Origin of the sequence: Paenibacillus sp. 2TAB26 (genome assembly GCF_052115145.1) — a bacterium.
In the GTDB taxonomy this organism is placed as follows: Bacteria; Bacillota; Bacilli; order Paenibacillales; family Paenibacillaceae; genus Pristimantibacillus.
Genome location: NZ_JBFRGC010000055.1, coordinates 1 through 18,255, shown reverse-complemented (window position 1 = coordinate 18,255; position 18,255 = coordinate 1). Strand labels below are relative to the sequence as shown.

Below are 18,255 nucleotides of genomic sequence, written 5' to 3'. Positions count from 1 at the left end.
GTGTTGCCTCGTACCGTTACGCTTGCGTTTTCTTCATATTCACCGATATCTGTCGGTACGTTGCCGCTTGTATAGCCGTTGCCGTTATACGTGACCTTGTACGTCGGGTTCTTCGTCCACTTCGCATATAGCGTCACGTTCCCCATGTCCATGGTGATCGTGTCGTCTACCGCATAACTAGTTCCGTTGCCAGTCTCTAGCGTATTCCAACCTGCAAACGTGTAACCGTTTTTCACCAAACTTCCTGTGTTCCCTAACACCGTTGCGGATTCGCCAGATTGATATGTTTTGCTGTCTGTCGGTTCGTCTCCTCCCGTATTTCCATTGCCCATGTAGATTACGTTAGGATATTTGTATAGCAGATTTACATGCTCCCCCACCGCCATAAATGTTTTGTTACCATACGCAACATCATAAAGATCATTTGTAACATCCGACTCACGTAACGTCCAGTTCGAACCATTGCTGGAGGTTACAATCGTTCCATTGGACCCTACAGCCACGAATAAGCCGTTGCCATAAGTAACACGTGCCAGATTTTCCGTTGTGTTCGATGTTTGCACCGTCCAAGTCTCTCCATCAGCAGACGTCACAATCGTTCCACCGAATCCTACAGCCACATACTGTTCGTTGCCGTAAGTGACCCCTTCCAAATTATTCGTTGTGTTCGATGTTTGGGCCATCCAAGTCTCTCCATTAGCAGACGTTACAATCGTTCCATCAGATCCTACAGCCACATACTGTTCGTTGCCGTAAGTGACATCTCCCAGATCACTAACCGTATTCGACGTTTGCTGCGTCCAAGTCCGTCTATCAGGAGGAGAAGTCACGATCGTTCCAACGGATCCTACCGCTACATACTTGCCATCCCCATAGGCGATTCCCAGTAAGTTATCCGTTGTATTAGAAATCGCCGTGAAACGTTCAGTCACCCTTTCAGAATCCATCGAGAGACTAAATATCTTTCCTTCGTCTCCTACTATCACAGACTTACCGTCATTATAGATGATATTGTTGAGGTTCGGAGATCCGTCAAGGAAAACACTCCCAAAGAAAACACTACTATCTGTGTAGAAAAGAACTGCTCCGCTTGCTCCTACAGTCAGATACCTGCCATTTTCATAAACAACACCTTTTGCGGAAAAAACCGACGGGACGGTGCTATTACTCCAATTATCAGAAGATGCCGCAAAAACAGAAGCAGGGTGAATGGTCCCCAGTAAGATAAGTAGTGCAATAAACAATGAAACGAAACTACGCCTATTCATTTTTCTTCCTCCTAGTATAGACAAACATGTTATGGTAATAATTTTATCATTCATCCTGCCAGCTAATATTAATGAAATCTTAATGGTTTTAAAATAGCTTGACTTTTATTGTAGTTTTATATGAGTGCAAAATAAAAACGACACCTCTGCCGTTTTGAAATAAACTATGGTGTTGAATAATGGGATCAAACCAAATACACCCCACTCAATCTATTTAAATTCTTCAGCGTTAATATCACATCTCATTACTATATTCGAACCATCAATATTAAGTACTCCACATGTGCCGAGTGCTCAGTGTGAACATTACCTAATACGATGTACCCCCATCATATGAACGTCTGACTACCGTACTTTTACAGCTTTATAGTGAAAATTATAATTATAAAGCCGACACCTATTATATAATAGGGCCACATAAAAACACACCAGCCCTCATGCGGACTGGTGTACTATGGTGAATGCGAGGGGATTTGAACAAGTGTCCACTAAGTCTTACTATGTATTAAGAAGTCCCTTAAGGTCGTAGGGTGTAAGGCTTCTAACGACTTGATAATTTATTTAGGTGCTAGTTGGTTTTAACGAGTTTTTCCGCATTTCAATATGCATGTCTACCGGAATAGACAGGAATCTCAACATGATTTGCACATATTTTATCCAGTGTTATTTGATTTTAATACAAGAAAAGGAATCACTGATCTGTAATATATAGATCATCAAGTCAATAAAAAAACAATAAGATGCAATCAAGCCTCATAGTATCATTGCCCTTATCTTTACTTTCTAGAGAGTGGCAAGACAACCATTCTGACGCAGGGGGAGCGTCTTGAATTTGCATTCGACTAATTTTTGAGTATTTCTATTATTGATACTTTTCACATTTATTCGTCCTTTATGCTTCTCGATAATCGAACTAACAATAGAACGACCTAACTTAGAACACCATATAACCGATAAAGATGTCGCCATTTTACGAGCGTGTTTTTACTCAGTTTAAATTTACTAACAGCGGACTTCAATCCAATTCGACTGCTCTCAATCTCTTGCACGATGGCTAATTTCTCTGTGGCACTAATTTTATTTTCGGGCATGAAAAATGCTCCCCTCACAGCAAACAGGTTATATATTATTTCACCTGTCTACCGTATGGGGAGCATTTCAAGATTCAATCTGCAGAGCAGCCTCTTTAGGCTATCTGAAACTCTTATTTACTCCAAATTCGTTGCAGGATAACTGCCGCTTCGGCGCGAGTGAGAGAGCTGTTCGGCGCCAATTTGCCCCTCGATCCTTGCACGATACCGGCATTGACCAGTGCTGCAACGCTGTCTTTCGCGTAAGAAGCTACCGATGCCTCGTCGCTGAACGCATCCAAAGTGCCACCTGTCGGCAACGCTTTGCCTGCGGCTTTCGCCGCGCGCGCCGCGATGACCATCATGTCTTGGCGCGAGATCTTGCTGTTCGGATCGAACAGATTGCTGCCCGTGCCTTGAATGATGCCGAGCTGGGCAGCGATCTTGACCGCATCGTAGTAGTATGCGGAGGAATCCACGTCGGAGAACATCGTTACGGAAGCATTGTTACCTTTAAGCTCCAATGCGCGAATGAGCAGCGACAGGAAGTCCGCTCTCTTGATGGAAGCATTCGGATCGTACGCGTTCTCACTCGTGCCGTTAATGATGCCGCGAGATGCCATCGCTTCGATTGCTTTCTTCGCCCATGGTACGGACTGAAGATCTCCGAACGATTTCACGACGAACACAACTGCATAGATACTGAAGTGAGTCGTCGAGAATTTGACAGTACCGCTTGCTGCATCGTAGCGGGCATTCGGCACAGGTGTCGCTTTGCCGCTGCCGTCGATGTACCAGATGATGATGTGATCCGGGTTGCTTAGCTCTTCAGCCGTCGGCGTGTAAGGTACGGATACCGTTACAGGCGCGTTCGGGTTGTTCCAAGCGACAACGGAGTCGCCTGCCAAAACTTCGAGGCTAATGACCGGATGGTTACCGATTTGCTGGCGGACGTCATTGCTGAGTCCTTCTGTCGAGACCTTGCCCAAGCGAACCGATACGAACTCGGAGATGCCGACGTTCGTGCCTGCCATCATGTTGCCAGGAAGCTCGACCGTGCCGTTCACCGTCTTGATCGCAAGTACTGTCGATCCGGAATCTTTCAGGCTTTGAAGCGGCAATTGCACGTCGTATGAATTTGCGCCTGCTGTTGCAGGAATGTCGATCGTAACTTTTTTCTTGCCTACAGCGTTAGTTACAGCTTGATCGAACGCTTTCAGCAGATTGCCGGCAGAGATGTTGGACGATGCCTTACCGTTATTCACGGTAACTTTTGGTGTGATCTGGCCGTTTTCAACCGGTTGTTCAGTCACCGGAGGAGGCGTGTCGGTACCGGTCTTAGGCGAAGCGGCTCTCGTTGTTGCAGTCACAACTGATGATGCATCCGACACCAATTCCCCTTTAACTGCCTTCACATAGTAGTAGTACTTCGTTGAAGCCTCCAGACCCGTATCCGTGAATTCGGAAACCGGTACGCCGGAAGCGATTACCGTGAAAGAACCGGATTCGGACGTTCCGCGATAGACGGAGAACGTTACACTCGTGTCTGAAGAGGTGTTCCAATTCAGCCTGATTGAGGATTGGCTTTGAGCATCAGCCGTCAATCCCGTAGGTGCCGCCAAAACCTCCTCAGGAGGCGTTACAACCAGAGGAATCGTCGTTGCATTTACGACTGTGGATGCATCCGATACCAGTTCCCCTTTAACTGCCTTCACGTAGTAGTAGTACTTCGTTGAAGCCTCCAGACCCGTATCCGTGAATTCGGAAACCGGTACGCCGGAAGCGATTACCGTGAAAGAACCGGATTCGGACGTTCCACGATAGACGGAGAACGTTACGCTCGTGTCTGAAGTGGTGTTCCAATTCAACTTGATCGAGCTAGCGTTCACGGCAGAAGCCGTTACGTTCGCAGGCGCCGCCGGTGTCGTTGCAGGAGGATTCTTACCGAAAAGCGTAAGCACTCCAAAAACGGACGTGTCTTGATAACCTTGGCCGGTCAAATCGTTCCATGCGGCAACGCTCTGACGAGCACCGTTTTTACCGTCGTTGATTTGCACGTCAAATCCTAGCTTCATGTTGTTTTCCGGCGTGATCGATGTTAACGGTATTTTCATTTCTACCGTGTAGTTCGTTCCGGAAAGAGAGGTGGCTGACTCGAAACCGGCTGCTTTGCTTGACGGATTAAAAGTTGCCTGGTTCATATAGTTTACTCTGTATTGTCCATCATCCGATTGATAGGAAGCTGTCTTACCATTATTCTCGTCTACGAACACTTCGACGGAATCTTGTTCATGCGCGTTCGGGCTAGTACTGTCCAGTTCCGCATTATCAGTAACTTGGATTTGCAAATACAGGTTGTGATCATCCCAGAGCGCTCTGGCTACACCGCGTGCACCTTGCCATGCCATCTGGAACTTGTTGATCGAGACTTCAGGCGCATCGCTCCAGATCGCGTCAATGGTTCCGTCTATGACCGGCGTACCGTATTTAGCGGAAGTTTGACTAGCGGTTGCCGAAGCCGGCGGGTGCTCCGCTATGAACTTGCTCGGATCGATAACGCCGTAATAGGCTTGTTTCGCTTGCAGGTTGTTATCGAAGAGCAACGGCGGTTGTTCTTTTCTCCAGCTCGTCGCGTCGTTCAGACCCCAGAAGGTGACTCTGGCGATATTCGCGGCGTGCTCTTTGTAAATTTGGAATAGCTGCGCGTACAAGTAGCCTTGCGCGATTGCTTCCTTTTCGGTGATCGTGCCGCCGTTGCCGGCCGTTATGTCCAGCTCGGTAATGCTGATCTCAACGCCCAAGGAAATAAACCGCTCCAACGACGCTTTAACGTTGTCCGGCTTCGTGTTGACGTTATAATGCGCCTGCATGCCGACGCCGTCGATCAGCTTCTTGCCCGGATGCGTAAGTGCGTACTTGTCGTTGATCTCTTTCACCATATTGTAAATGGCCGTAGCTTTGTTCTGGTTATCATCGTTGTAATCGTTGTAATAGAGCTTGATATCCCAAGACGGGTTTGCGTCCAGCACTTCTCTTGCCGCTAAGAACGCTTGCTCCACGTAATCGTTACCGATCGCCGTTTTCCAAGGAGAGGTGCGCAGGGCAGCAACCCAATCCGTCGGATTAGAAGGATTGTCGTTCATCGCTTCGTTGACGACGTCCCAAGAAATCAAATTGTTGCCGTATTTGTCAGCGTAGTGCGTCATAACCGTTTGGATGTGCGTTCTCATATTGGCGAGTGCCTCGTCGCGGCTCAAAGGTGAACCGTTCGAAGTAGTCATCCACGCAGGCGTCTGCTGATGCCATACGAGCACATGGCCGTGTACTTTCATCCCTGCGGCGATCGCTTTATCGACTAGCGAATCCGCATAAGTGAAAGTACCTTTCACCGCCTGTGTCGCATCCGGTTTCATGGCGTTTTCCGCCGTTACGACATTATGATGCAATTTGAGAAGCTCCAGGCGAGTGCCATCGAAATCCGCCGCGGATACCGCGTTGCCGATCAAGAAATCGTCTTGATACTTTGTCTTGATTGGCGTCAAGTCTTTTTGTACGGAGATAGGGATTGAGCCCGTGTTCACAAAACTGATATCGTCGATGTAGAAAGAAGCAGTCTTGTTGCTGGAGCTCTCGACGTAAATGGTCAAAAATTCGTCGCCTACGCTGGAGTAACGATAGGTGCCTTCAAGCTTCACCCATCCGTCTGCAGCACTCACGGTTTTTGCTTGTATGGTATTGTAGCTGGCGGTGCTGCCGTTGCCGACTTGCGTGGACAACTGAAGCTGCGAGCTGGTCGGCGAGATCAGCTTGACCCATGCCGTTACTTTGTACTCGCTGCCTTTGTCTACGTTCTGCTCGACGCGAATCGTCGGACCGTGCCAAGAGTCGGTGCGGTCTGCTACTTTCATCGCATAAGAACCGTTGTCGGTATGGTTGGCTTCATTCGTAACGGTCAACGTTTCCGTTCCCGCGCGGCCGACAAAGCCGCCATTCGATTGATCCTCGAACGTTACGGTATTGAATGGCACTGCAGGTGTTCTAGCAGGCTCGGCGCCAGGCGTAACGTCTTTGATTACGAATTCGTCCATATAGAAGTCGGCTTTCGCCGTGGCGGTTTCGTCTGAGTCGTAGTTGTTCGCTTCGATCCACACTAGGAATTCGGTCGTGTTGGCTGGTACTTCGTAGCCTTTCACCTCGAATGTCTTCCAGACGGAGTTCGTAACGACCTGGTTTTGGATAATCCATGGGTAGCTATCCGTACCGCCGGATTTGACTTTCGCGCCTAAGTGGTAGTTATCGGTTCCTTGAGCGGACCGGAGTTTGAACGAGATATCGTATTTATGACCGGATACCAACTTGCTGGTCAAATTAAGCGATACGGCGCTCTTTCTGTCCGAACGGTCCTTATACAGAAGGGATTTCGTTCCCTCGGATGCGTAGTCGGACGATACTACCGCAGTACCGGTGCCGTTCCATCCCAGATCCGTCCAACCGCCGAGCTGACCATCCTCAAAGCTTTGGGACAGGACGAGGAATCCTGGAGGAGAAGCTGCGCTTGTCTGGCGAATGACGATGTCGTCGATCGCGAAGCTAGTATTTTTACCGGCGTCTTCGGATTCGAAGTAGAGTTTAATTCCCGTAGCGGCGCTGTTATATGTATAAGTACCGCTCAGTTTCACCCAAGCGCCGTCGGTGACCGTCGTCAACTCGATTACTTGCTTAAACTGGTCGTTGCCGGTTAATCCGGATTGCTCAATCGATGCCTTTAGCTGCGTCGAAGCCGCTCCGGTATCCAGCTTGGCGTAGGCGGAAATTTCGTAATCCGCTCCTTTTTCAAGCGTATCCGTCAACACTAGGCTCGGGCCGTGGTAATTTTGGGCACGTTCCGTCACGAGAAGCGCGTTCGAGCCGGAGTGGTGTACGGCATTCGTTACGGTCGCCGTAGCGCCGTTGCCGGTCCACCCATTTTTGCCGTTTTCGAATTTCTCGACAAGAACGGCCGGTTTGACGACTTTCACTTGGAAATCGTCGACGTAGAAACTAGCGGTTTTACTGCTGCTGCTCTGTAAGTAGACTTGCAGGGCATTGGCGTTCATGTCGTATGTATACTCGCCTTTGACTTGTACCCATGCGTCTGCTGTTACCGTTGCCGCGGAGCCTGGATTCAGGTACTCGTTGGATGCCCCAGTCTGTTGAGCGCCGAATTGGATTGTCTCGGAGCCGGTCGATCCCTCTTTGAGTTTAACCCATGCGGAAAGCTCGTAAACTGATTCCTTGTTCAGTATGCCGGTGGCGGCGAGGTTAAAGCCCGGGCCGTTCCAGTTGTCCGTTCTTCCTTGCACCAAGATACTGCCGGTTCCGCTCTGAGCGGCATTGTTCGAAGCCGTTACAGTCTCGGTACCACGCTTGAACCATCCTTGCGTGCCGTTCTCGAAGTCGTTCGAAACGACGACGTTCCCGATCGCTTCCGGTGACGGAGGCGTAGGTCCGCCGATCGCGGCTGCGAAGGTATTTAAAGTATCGTCTTTCTTAATGAGAATACGTCCCATCGCCAAGGCGTCGTCATCGCCGCTCCAGGCTTTGAAACCGACATTAATTCCGTTCTCCGTCGCGGCTGCTTTTACGTCCGCGTTGTAGTTGCCGTAAGGATAGGCAAGAAGGATCGGATCTTTGCCGGTAATTCCTTTCAAGAACGTATTAGCGGATTGGATTTCCGCGGCCGCGGTAGCTTTGGTGATGCTAGTCGTCCATACAGCTTGATCATGCGTCTTTGTATGGTTTTGAAGACTGATGTTCGGGTTGTTTTTCAGCGTGTTCAATTGGCTCAGCGTCATTCCCCAAGAACCGATATTGTCCTGGATGACGAAAGATACCGCTTTCATATTGTACTGCGTCAATACTGGAAGCGCGTTTGTAATAAAGTCCGGTGTCGCGTCATCGAACGTCAGCAGGATCGGTTTCGAAGGAGCGGTTGCCCCGTTCACGATAATGTCGACGTACTGTTCCGCGGATACGGTGGTATAGCCGTTATCGTTCAGATACTTCATTTGTTTTTTGAAGTTGGCTGTGCTGTATTGATAATCTCCGGATGGATTATCGGTGATTACATGGTACAGGATGACAGGTATCGTTGCGCTCGCTGCATTCGCATTTGGAGCATACCAAAATTGCGGCACTAACAGTGCAGCGGCTAACAGTGACAGCAATAGCTGTTTGAAGCGTCTACTCATTTGATGTCCTTCCCCCTATAATGGATTTTGATGTTACCTAAAGCGCTTTCAATCTTGATGTTGAATGACTTCTCCTTCCCGTATCTTCAATTATAATGAGCGTTTTAATAGGGCGGCACCTAACGAAGTAGAGATTCTACTATAAAAATTAAAGAAGATATTAGATCCGAACTTATGAACCACAAGCTAAATACAAATAAAAGGATATATCTCATAAATGAACATAATTCAGTAGTTATTGCTATTTCATTTTGGAAAATATGAAGGCTGTAACAGACCACAACAAAATGAGGATGGCGCAGAAACAACCTCATCGCCATCCTCATTATTAGTTAATGAAACCTTTATTTACTCCAAATCCGTTGCAGGATAACTGCCTATTCGGTGCGAGTGAGGAGGCACTCGGATCGTACGCGTTCTCGCTCGTGCCGTTGTTTTCGGTAGCCTTATCGAATGCTTTTTTCAACATCACTTCGTTGACGACGTCCCACGAGATGATGTTCTGCGTGCTGCTCTTGTTGAACTTGCTAAAATGCGTGAGAACCGCGTTAATATAGTCTTTCATGTTCGTATACGCCCCAGCCGCGGTCAGTCCTGGGTTGGACGGAGTCAGGTCGGAGTCGGAGATCTCAGCCACGGAATCGATTGGCTTTCCCAGACGAGCGTATGCCCATGTATTTTTAGGTCATTGTCTATCGCGCTTTGAATTTCCGTGTATGCTTCTAATGGATCCTCTTCACCATCGCCAACCCCAAGCTCCCTAAGAGCCTCAGTATTAGCGATAAACTGCGGCAGAGTTACTGATCAGCATGTTAGCTACACCTCTAGTACCACGTCCACTCAGCATGTGTGACGTTACAAAGAACCAAGCATTTGATTTCATTTTAGTAATTATGTAAAATATGCTGAATTTCAGCATACATACCTAAACTGTTCAAATGTTCTCAGTTAGGGATTTGAAATATCCAAGCACAAAATAAAATAAAAAAAAACGGCATCTCTGCCGTTCTGATGATAAGGTATGGTGGAGCTAGGCGGAATCGAACCGCCGACTGATCGCTGCCAGCGACCTATTTCCCCCCTAAACTATAGCCCCATATTTAGTTGTTAACTTTTATGGGTGTTAAACTGGTAATGGTGTTCTCCCAACCGAGCTAATCCCCCGTGTTATTTCTTCGCCTTACTTTGTCTTACTTTTAGGGAAGTGTAACCAACCATCTCGTACTCCCAACTGAGTTAAACCTAATAAAAATAGCTCATGCAATTTCAGCATGAGCTATTTCAAGTCTATTGTTTTGAAAATATTGTTTAGGCATTCAGATTGTATGTTTGCCGTACTTGTTTACTCGTACCAATATTCGGGGATGATCTCCCTTTCCTGTTCCAACAACTCTTTAATAATTAAATCCGCATCATGTATGGAATTCACAAGCGGATCGATCATCATCGCTCTTCTCAATTTCGTGAAGCTCCGTTCCACAACAGCCTCCGCAGTCAGTTCGTGCGTATCCAGCACCAGCTCCTGCATGCCCCGGATTCCCCTCGGCATTTCACCCATATGAAGCGGTTTGATTCCATCCATACTTACTTCGCTTAACAACTCAAGGAACGAGTCGTTATTCATGTTGGTCACAGCACCGTTATTGAGCGTATTAATAAAGAACCGCTTGTTCAAATTCCCCACCATGTTTTCGATAATATCCGTAGCGTGATCGGGTCCGAAAGATTTCATATAATCGGCGATAGGATTTTTCCCTGAGATGAAGTCATCCACTTGCCGCCACATTTCCTCATGCCGTTTATACCGGTCTTCCGTTTCCCAAATCGATAAAGGTGGGATGACGTCTTCCTTCTTGCCAAGCCCCTGCCAATACCGGACATATTCTTTGGTATGGGCCGTACATGTTGGAATATACCCGAAAATGTTATAAAGTTCATAAGTGATTGCATCGTTATAAAGTGCCTTTGCTCCTCTATCCCCACCGTTGTTTTCCGTTCCTGCCGACCTCCTTAATGCCTCGGCAATCGGAGCCATAACATTCTTTCCGTCATACTCCGCCTTAAGCAGCCAGGTGAAATGATTGACACCGGCAACGCGGAAATCAAATCTCCGATCGATCTCCTCATTGAATTCACTTTGATCCTGAATGATACCCGCTCGAATCGCGTAGTAAGCTTTCTTGTTCGGCATGTGATGGGAGTCGCAAAGCGCAAAGGATTTAAGTTTCGGCGCATATCGGCTTAACGCGATCCCATGGACGGTAGATGGATTGATGTAATTGATTACCCACGCATCCGGACAAAGTTCCTCAATGTCTTTAGCGCATTCCATAATGACTGGCAGCTCTCTCATTGCCCTGAAGATTCCGCCTGGACCGATGGTATCCCCAGAGCACATCCGAATTCCATATTTTAAAGAAACCTGGCAATCGATGCCACGGTATTTGACGGTATCCTCAGCAAAGCTGAGAACGACGAAATCCGCTCCCTTCAATACCTTTCTCCTATTCGTCGAGCCTTCCACTTTAAGAGATACATTGTTTTCCTTTGCAACCATTTCAGCGAGCCTTACCATCTTGGATAGTTTTTCTTCGTCAGTATCTACTAAAGAAAGTGTTCCGTTATTCAAATATTTAGAGTGAACCATTTGCCAGATTGACTGCCGCCCAAAGAAAAGACTCCCAGCCCCAATGATAACTACCTTCGGTTGTGAAACATTCGAATCCATCATGATCAAGTCCTCCTAACTGGTTATAACCTAATTATAGGAGAATGGTTTAAAAGTAGAATATGAGATAGTTTCACCTTCATGTCAAATAGTACGAATATTTGTGATTAACAAATCCAGTGATATACTAAAATAATATGAGCAATGTCTTCTGGTTGAGGAATGTAGAGGGATGCCAATGGATAAGAATATGAAGGATATGGGGATTCTCAATGAATTGTCGGAATTGATCTCGCTTCGAATGAAATCCTTCTTTGAGCTTACCCACGACACGAAATGGATTGAACACAAGGCACACACCGACTATGATCTTTGGTTCGTTCAATCGGGAATCGTTACCATTACTATCGATGGTTTTGAACATACAGCAAACCCGGGAGATGTGGTCTTTTTTTACCCAGGGGTTCCCTATATGGCAGCAGCTAGTGATAAGGGGTGCCGGTTTATTTACATTCATTTCGATTTTGAAATCGGCAAACAGCAACGAATTCTAAACGATTTTCAGCTCTCGGGGGTCATACCGCAAGAGCTGATCCGGGAAGAAGCCATTTTGTTCGGCAAAGCCTTTACGCAATCGAATCTATTACGAAGCATACCTGGGAACCGTTTATATTTAAAGGCTTGTCTGACGGCCGTTATTGCCAAAATTATTGAACTCCACGGACTTGGCCAATATACCGGCACATTTCTGAATGGGAGAACGTCAAGAAAAGTACAGAGCAATTTGGACGTGTTGCAGCCAGTGTTCAAATACGTTAATAACCACCTTCACAAATCTATTAAAATAAATGAGCTTGCAGCGTTTGTAGGCATATCAGAAAAATATTTTATTACTTATTTCAAGAAAGCCTTGGGCATTACTCCGGGACAATATATTTACCAGATTAAAATGAACAGGGCGAGAGAATATCTGAACGAAAAGAAATATACGATTCAACAAATAGCTAACCTTCTGGGTTATCCTGATCCGTTTACGTTTTCGAAATCTTTTAAAAAATATTATAACGTTGCACCGTCAAAGTTCGAGTAAAAAGCTGTCAGAGGACATGCCCCTAACAGCTTTTCGTCTCCCGTTTCAGCTCAGGCATGAAAATAACTTGTTTCTCATTGACCCGATAGCGATCGCTGAGGTTCAAGCGTAATTTATATGCATATCATCAATAAATTGATAATATGGGGATCCTTTATCAGCATCTAACCCTGAAAAACCCACTATAGATCGCCAACTAATCTAAGCCCCCGTGCTTATTCTAACTTCAAGTATTCATTTTTTTATTTCAGATCCTCTTTGATCTTGTATCTGATGGCTATAAATGAAAATATAACTATGAAAACAATCGACACGCTAGCTACATGAACAAGATCATTTATATTATCAAAATCTCTTGCGCTTAAGATCGTATTAACTATTAAGAAAGAGGACAAATGAACGTCATCAATGATGGATTCCAAGGCAGTTACAATCATTCCAAAAACATTCAACGATAGAACAAATCCAACTACAATACTAGCAATCAAGCTTTTACTAATGATGGAGATGCATAAGATTACAATTGAAAATGCCCAATGAAGTAAAAATTGGCCGATCAACAATTTCGCAAAATAACCCCCATCTCCAATCATTGCATGGTTAAAGAAAATTGATCTTCCGATCATATCCGCAACGATCATGACAATAAATGTAAGCAAAGTGAATAGGCCTGCAATTAATATTTTTGAAATAACAGTATACATCCGCGCACGCTTCATGGAAATGTAATTTTTATAAAACCCAGAGTTATGTTCACTCATATAGAAGTAAACAACAAATACAGCAATATAAATCAGCGGCCACAATGGGATTTGAGACATCATGACTTGGATGAACTGACTTTCGTTCATCGAGCTGATCAGCATAACCCCACTTTCTCCGGGCTGCTCGTATTTTCCCAACATAAATATACCGAATATTTGAAAAGCAAAAAAAATTAACAGTAATATATAAATCATTTTATTTGATTTAAAACGGTGAAAGTCCATTTTGAGAATATTAATCACGGCTCCCACCCTCACTTTCTATCCGTGCCAAAAAATATTGTTCTAGGCTTTGTTTATGCTTGATAATCGAATGAACAGTTATGCCGCTTTCAACTAAAGTCTTGATGATATGTTGGTTCTCAAGATGAGTATCATATACATACACCATACGCTCACTAATGACTTTGTAATGATTAATATGCAATTTTTGTTCTAAGATGGGAACAGCCGAGCTTGCTTTATCCACTTCTATTTCAATACGATCTTCGCATTGAAGCAGCAGTTGCTCCCTTGAATGGTGTTCGATGATTTCTCCTTGATGTACGATTGCATATTGCGTCGCTACTTTCGACAACTCTTCCAAAATGTGACTTGAAATAATGATGGTCATTCCCGTTTTATTCAATTCCAAAATCATGTTTCTAATCTCAGAAATTCCTTGCGGGTCCAAACCGTTGATCGGTTCATCCAAAATCAAGACATCTGGGCTTCCAATTAATGCAGCTGCAATTCCAAGCCTTTGCTTCATGCCCATTGAATAATTTTTCACCTTGGTCTTGTTCGAACCTTCCAATCCGACAAGCTTCACCAGCTTGTTAATATGCTCTTTCCGATTAGTCAATCCGTAGGAGATCGCGATTAATTCCAAATTTTCATAGGCAGTATGATGGGGATATAACCCTGGATTTTCAATGAGTACGCCTACTCGTTCAAAATAAGGGTGATTATCCTTCACTGGACGATCAAATAATTTAATTTCTCCTGAAGTCGGGGATATCAATCCAGCAATCATCTTTAGCAAGGTGGATTTTCCCGCTCCATTTTGGCCTATCAAACCGAAGATTTCACCTTTACCTATTTTAAACTCTACCTTACGCACTGCTGTTTTCCCTTTAAATTGTTTGGTTAATTGACTTACTTCAATAATTGCTTCAGCCATATTCGCACCTCCTTTTCAATAAAATAACAAAAAGAAGCTAACATATCGTCAATAAAAGATTAAGAAAGTTCAAAGAAGATTAGGGCCGGTTTAAGGCACTCCCTATGGTGCCAGCCTGAAACCAATGCCCCAAATGGTGTCAATATAAGCCTCCTCGTCAACCCTTTTGATTTTGTTGCGAATATTGCTAATGTGAACAGTAATGGTTTTGTCCTCACCTATGTATATATCTTCCCATGCAAGCTCATACAGATCCTGCTTTGTAAACACTCGGGTAGGATTCTTAAGCAGCAGCTCAAGGATCTTGTATTCCTGTCTTGTAAGTTTCAAATCTGCTTGATTGACGCTAGCGTTCATCGTTCCGCTATCTAAAAGTAGATTTTTATGACGATAGCGAGTGGCAGAATCCGTTCGGGAGGTTCGTTTGACATGTACATTGACTCGGGCAAGCAATTCCTCCACCTCAAACGGTTTCGTGACATAATCAGCGGCTCCCAACTTAAACAGATTTAATTTATTATCCAATTTGTCCTTGGCCGATAGAACTATAACTGGTGTGTCAGAGCTTAATTCTATTCTTAGCCGATGCATAAAATCTTCCCCCGAGAAGCCAGGAAGCATGAGGTCCAAAATAATAAGCTGATACTCGTGATGAGTGACGTTCATGATTCCCTCACTGCCAGAATACGCTTGCGTGCATTGAAACTTCTCTTTTCGAAGCACATCATAAACAATATTGTTGATATGCACGTCGTCCTCGACAATTAGAATTTTGGGGTGGTTCGTGTCATTGTACACGTCAACTCTCCTTTACGATTTTCTTAAAAGCTAAGCTGATGCAAAACTGGTCATCGTTCAGGTCAGCTTGCACATAACCATTCATTTTCTCCATCAGTGATTTCACGATAAAAAGTCCCAGTCCTGAAGATTGGTTCGTACGCGACGGATCTGCTTTGTAAAAGCGAGTAAATATGTTGTCAAGGCTCAGCAGATGATTTCGCTTCAGTACATTGGAAAAATGAAACAAAACCTCGTCCTGCTTCTCCTCATAACGAATGCTTAGAGCACCTTCACTGTGCATAAAGTAATTTTTGATCACATTCTCAAATACTCTTTCCAACGCGCTTTCATTTCCCACTATAAATAGCGGTACTTCCACCATGCAGATGTTTGGTTCATAGCCACTTCGCAAAAAATCGTCGATAAAGGTAAACAGACGTTTATTTAACACTTTTATCACATCAACTGGCTCAAGCTCCAAGATGTAATCTGGGTTTTTCAGTTTCGTATATAGGAACAGCTCGTCAACAAGTGTAATAATCTGTTTCATTCTAGTCTGTGCCAGACTAACATACTCTGTTTTTTCTTTAAGATACTCGGATCGTTCCGCCAATTGCAGATAGCCGTCAAGTGAAGTCAGCGGGGTTCGTATATCGTGGGACAAGCTCATAATGGTCGCGTGGATTTCTTCCTTTTGTTCGATAAAATCTTGCTTCAACTTTCGTTGATCACGAAGCATTGCATTACATAAATCGATTAACCGATGAATTTCTTTTGGCTTAATTTGTGTTTGTATCATTTTGAATGAATGATGGTCTGATATAAAAGATAATTGGTTGCCGATATCCTTAATTTGGTTTTTGTAATAAACAAGGTAAACGGATTGAATGATTAAAGCAGCCAGTATGACGATTAAAACAATATAAAACATAGAATCACTTCCTTTCTGACACTTGAACCATCTCGTTCTCCTGTATTTCAACTCTCTAACTCTTGGAAATTTTACTTGAAGACTATATTCAATAATTTATAATTATATCCTTCAATAACGGTCTATTTCGACAACATTCAAATTTATACACTAGTTATTGTCTCAAGAAGGTACCATTAAAGCAATAAATCACATAATAATAGTTTATACAGTACATGTATATCCATAGATACAAACAAAGCCCAGACAGTATACTGCCGGGCTTCAACTTGCAGGAAAATGTGGCTCTTAGCTGCTAAATTCTTATAAACAACACACAGCACTCCACATGTGTCGAGTAGACAGTGTGAACAAACTTTATACGATGAGCACCATCCCGGTGACTTATCCTCCAGCAAGACGATCTCCTCTGCTCGCTGTTGTCTTATTTTAATATTTTCTTTCCCTCAAGAACACATTATGCGCCGACCTATTCAAAGGCTGCAACCGCATCAACCAACGCTGTCAACTGAGTCTATAACGTCTCTGTACTGAGCGTAAATCCTTCGATTACGGCATCTTCGTCGATCTCAATCAGGATGCATCGTTTCCCTTGATAATTCACCTGTCTCACATACTTTAAATCCTGCGGGCTGACCGAAATCGAGGCTACCTTTGTATCGATCTTAATCGATTTTGAAGTGAATTTCGGCATAACGCTGCTTGCCTTCATTTCATAGTTCCTATCGTCGACGATCGTTTGAAACGCGCGTTCCACTTTATCCGTCGTCACGTTATCTATGCCGCTTATTGTCAGCACACGTTCCACATCTTTATAATCCAACTTCGGGGGTTCTTCTTTATCTTCGTTGGTTTCGATTACTTGGTGGATCTCCTCGTACACCTGTGCGAGAGTGGCTACGTCGAGTTGTTCGCCCACCACTTCCTTCACGATGTCTTCGAAAATAGCCCTCTCTTCCATTGCCGTCATGGATCTTTCGGCATTTAAGACCTGTCCGATGAAGTGCGGATCTGGATAATTCGATTTTGCCGTACAATACAGAATGCGGTTCACATCGGAATAGTTATCCGTCACGCTAGGGTAAAAGAACCCGTGCTCCGGTGAACTTAACTTGATAATCGGATCTACAATGACATTGTACTTAAATTCCCTCTCCACATAATCGAACAAGAGAGTCTTCTTTTGCTTCTCCGTGGAATTCACGCTGCATAGAATGAACGGATGCGCGAACAGTTCGTCCTTCCCGCTCTCTTCGGCTTCTTCATTTCTGCCCTTGGTCGGCCGGAAATACTGTCCACGAACGAACGTGACTACTGTATCCTGTTCATACTTGGCATCCACCAACATTTTATCCACCAACAGCAGCATCAGGTCCTTCCATTCTTCAGGATTGCCTGTCGACAAACCTTGATGAAGTATCACTCGCGTTGGATCCTCTACTTCCTCCTGAAACTTCAACTCGAACAACTTCTGATCCAATTCTCCGGTCAGCAGTTTTTTGAAATTCCCCATATACAACTCCTGCTTCTCTCTATCCACCAGAGCAAACGCCTGGCTCTCCCAATGATAGACCTCGTTGCTATCCTTCATAATATACACGTTGAGAATGTCGTTAATATTCATCATATCGTGATCCAGCTTAAATTGCTTGCGTATATGCGCGACTTCTTTCTTTATCATGATTCGTTAGACAACTCCTAAGAAGTAAATTGGTTTTATCAGTATAAACGATATAACAGCCCTTCGCTAGAAGGGCTGTTATTGTTACTTCTCTTCAGTTCCGTTCCAAACCAACACCGCCACACACTCAACATGTGTGGAATGCGTATACAGAAAAAAACCAAACGGAATCTCTATCGTTTGGTTCCTTTTATTGATGTAACATAGTTCAATCTATTCATAACTTTATTGCTACATACGATAATGTCAGATGTACTATAAGAGCTCAGGCCATTCTTACCGCTTCGCCTTATAAAACTCATGATAAAGCTTCATGAGTGCTCTCTTCTCAATCCGCGACACATAGCTCCGCGAGATCCCCAGCTCCTTCGCAATCCCCCGCTGCGTCCGCTCATCCCCGCCATGCTCCAAACCAAACCGTCCAATAACAACTTCTTTCTCGCGGTCATCAAGTATATCCAAATTCTTATATATCTTCGACTTTTCAATTTTCAACTGCACCTTATCGACGATATCATCCGCTTCAGTACCGAGGATATCGATCAGCGTAATTTCATTGCCTTCCTTATCCGTTCCAATTGGATCATGAAGTGATACGTCTTTACGTCTTT

15 protein-coding genes, 1 tRNA gene and 2 pseudogenes are annotated in these 18,255 nt (G+C 44.6%); 3 read left to right on the top strand and 15 right to left on the bottom strand.

Annotation, left to right across the window (positions count from 1 at the left end; translation table 11 throughout):
* The 4 genes and pseudogenes from AB4Z50_RS35220 to AB4Z50_RS35205 all read right to left on the bottom strand — a co-directional run.
* A partial coding sequence (locus AB4Z50_RS35220; RefSeq protein ID WP_441887047.1) for an InlB B-repeat-containing protein occupies positions 1-1,268 on the bottom strand: 1,268 nt, incomplete at its 3' end.
* A gap of 929 nt (positions 1,269-2,197) precedes the next feature.
* Positions 2,198-2,359, bottom strand: coding sequence for a hypothetical protein (locus AB4Z50_RS35215; protein ID WP_441887045.1), 162 nt, complete (start codon positions 2,357-2,359; stop codon positions 2,198-2,200).
* Positions 2,360-2,472: 113 nt separating this feature from the next.
* Positions 2,473-7,434, bottom strand: coding sequence for an endo-1,4-beta-xylanase (locus tag AB4Z50_RS35210; protein ID WP_441887051.1), 4,962 nt, complete (start codon positions 7,432-7,434; stop codon positions 2,473-2,475).
* Positions 7,435-7,452: 18 nt separating this feature from the next.
* Positions 7,453-7,737: pseudogene (locus AB4Z50_RS35205) on the bottom strand (carbohydrate binding domain-containing protein); the annotation flags it as partial.
* Between the two features lie 7 nt (positions 7,738-7,744).
* Here AB4Z50_RS35205 and AB4Z50_RS35200 point away from each other — a divergent pair.
* The gene (locus AB4Z50_RS35200) at positions 7,745-7,975 is read left to right on the top strand and encodes a hypothetical protein (RefSeq protein ID WP_441887055.1); all 231 of its coding nucleotides are present in this window, start codon (positions 7,745-7,747) and stop codon (positions 7,973-7,975) included.
* Positions 7,976-7,986: 11 nt separating this feature from the next.
* Here AB4Z50_RS35200 and AB4Z50_RS35195 read toward each other — a convergent pair.
* Positions 7,987-8,385 (bottom strand): annotated as a pseudogene (locus AB4Z50_RS35195) (polysaccharide deacetylase family protein); the annotation flags it as partial.
* A 52-nt stretch (positions 8,386-8,437) separates the two neighbouring features.
* On the opposite strand from AB4Z50_RS35195, the gene AB4Z50_RS35190 reads away from it, so the two are divergent.
* On the top strand, positions 8,438-8,572 hold the full coding sequence (locus AB4Z50_RS35190; protein ID WP_441887053.1) for a hypothetical protein: 135 nt from the start codon (positions 8,438-8,440) through the stop codon (positions 8,570-8,572).
* A 324-nt stretch (positions 8,573-8,896) separates the two neighbouring features.
* Here the strand turns inward: AB4Z50_RS35190 and AB4Z50_RS35185 are convergent, their stop codons facing one another.
* The 4 genes from AB4Z50_RS35185 to AB4Z50_RS35170 all read right to left on the bottom strand — a co-directional run bounded on the left by AB4Z50_RS35185 (position 8,897) and on the right by AB4Z50_RS35170 (position 11,299).
* Positions 8,897-9,205 (bottom strand): endo-1,4-beta-xylanase, encoded by a 309-nt coding sequence (locus AB4Z50_RS35185; RefSeq protein WP_441887043.1) that lies wholly within the window; start codon positions 9,203-9,205, stop codon positions 8,897-8,899.
* Positions 9,178-9,246, bottom strand: a complete 69-nt coding sequence (locus tag AB4Z50_RS35180; protein ID WP_441887049.1) for a hypothetical protein — start codon at positions 9,244-9,246, stop codon at positions 9,178-9,180. Before AB4Z50_RS35180 ends, AB4Z50_RS35185 begins: the two co-directional genes overlap by 28 nt.
* A 344-nt stretch (positions 9,247-9,590) precedes the next feature.
* Positions 9,591-9,664, bottom strand: a tRNA-Ala gene (locus AB4Z50_RS35175).
* A gap of 246 nt (positions 9,665-9,910) precedes the next feature.
* Positions 9,911-11,299 carry a family 4 glycosyl hydrolase gene (locus tag AB4Z50_RS35170; protein WP_441887041.1) on the bottom strand — a complete coding sequence of 463 codons (1,389 nt, stop codon included), beginning with the start codon at positions 11,297-11,299 and terminating at the stop codon, positions 9,911-9,913.
* A 175-nt stretch (positions 11,300-11,474) separates the two neighbouring features.
* On the opposite strand from AB4Z50_RS35170, the gene AB4Z50_RS35165 reads away from it, so the two are divergent.
* Complete coding sequence (locus AB4Z50_RS35165) at positions 11,475-12,326, top strand: AraC family transcriptional regulator (protein WP_441887039.1); 852 nt, start codon at positions 11,475-11,477, stop codon at positions 12,324-12,326.
* A gap of 242 nt (positions 12,327-12,568) precedes the next feature.
* Here AB4Z50_RS35165 and AB4Z50_RS35160 read toward each other — a convergent pair whose 3' ends face one another.
* From AB4Z50_RS35160 to AB4Z50_RS35135, 6 genes are all read right to left on the bottom strand, one after another.
* Complete coding sequence (locus tag AB4Z50_RS35160; RefSeq protein WP_441887037.1) at positions 12,569-13,315, bottom strand: ABC transporter permease; 747 nt, start codon at positions 13,313-13,315, stop codon at positions 12,569-12,571.
* A 10-nt stretch (positions 13,316-13,325) separates the two neighbouring features.
* Positions 13,326-14,252 (bottom strand): ABC transporter ATP-binding protein, encoded by a 927-nt coding sequence (locus AB4Z50_RS35155; protein WP_441887035.1) that lies wholly within the window; start codon positions 14,250-14,252, stop codon positions 13,326-13,328.
* A gap of 102 nt (positions 14,253-14,354) precedes the next feature.
* Positions 14,355-15,050, bottom strand: a complete 696-nt coding sequence (locus tag AB4Z50_RS35150) for a response regulator transcription factor (RefSeq protein ID WP_441887033.1) — start codon at positions 15,048-15,050, stop codon at positions 14,355-14,357.
* Position 15,051: 1 nt separating this feature from the next.
* Positions 15,052-15,963 (bottom strand): sensor histidine kinase, encoded by a 912-nt coding sequence (locus AB4Z50_RS35145; protein ID WP_441887031.1) that lies wholly within the window; start codon positions 15,961-15,963, stop codon positions 15,052-15,054.
* A 514-nt stretch (positions 15,964-16,477) separates the two neighbouring features.
* Complete coding sequence (locus AB4Z50_RS35140) at positions 16,478-17,644, bottom strand: DUF4317 domain-containing protein (RefSeq protein ID WP_441887029.1); 1,167 nt, start codon at positions 17,642-17,644, stop codon at positions 16,478-16,480.
* 276 nt (positions 17,645-17,920) lie between these two features.
* On the bottom strand, positions 17,921-18,255 hold a 335-nt coding region (locus tag AB4Z50_RS35135), incomplete at its 5' end, for a sigma-70 family RNA polymerase sigma factor (RefSeq protein ID WP_441887027.1).

Excerpts from the sequence above, each read along its gene's own strand:
- AB4Z50_RS35210 (WP_441887051.1), bottom strand. The coding sequence starts at position 7,434 with ATGAACGCCAATGCCCTGCAAGTCTACTTACAGAGCAGCAGCAGTAAA.
- AB4Z50_RS35215 (WP_441887045.1), bottom strand. The coding sequence starts at position 2,359 with ATGCCCGAAAATAAAATTAGTGCCACAGAGAAATTAGCCATCGTGCAA.
- AB4Z50_RS35160 (WP_441887037.1), bottom strand. The coding sequence starts at position 13,315 with ATGGACTTTCACCGTTTTAAATCAAATAAAATGATTTATATATTACTG.
- AB4Z50_RS35145 (WP_441887031.1), bottom strand. The coding sequence starts at position 15,963 with ATGTTTTATATTGTTTTAATCGTCATACTGGCTGCTTTAATCATTCAA.
- AB4Z50_RS35155 (WP_441887035.1), bottom strand. The coding sequence starts at position 14,252 with ATGGCTGAAGCAATTATTGAAGTAAGTCAATTAACCAAACAATTTAAA.
- AB4Z50_RS35165 (WP_441887039.1), top strand. The coding sequence starts at position 11,475 with ATGGATAAGAATATGAAGGATATGGGGATTCTCAATGAATTGTCGGAA.
- AB4Z50_RS35170 (WP_441887041.1), bottom strand. The coding sequence starts at position 11,299 with ATGATGGATTCGAATGTTTCACAACCGAAGGTAGTTATCATTGGGGCT.
- AB4Z50_RS35140 (WP_441887029.1), bottom strand. The coding sequence starts at position 17,644 with ATGATAAAGAAAGAAGTCGCGCATATACGCAAGCAATTTAAGCTGGAT.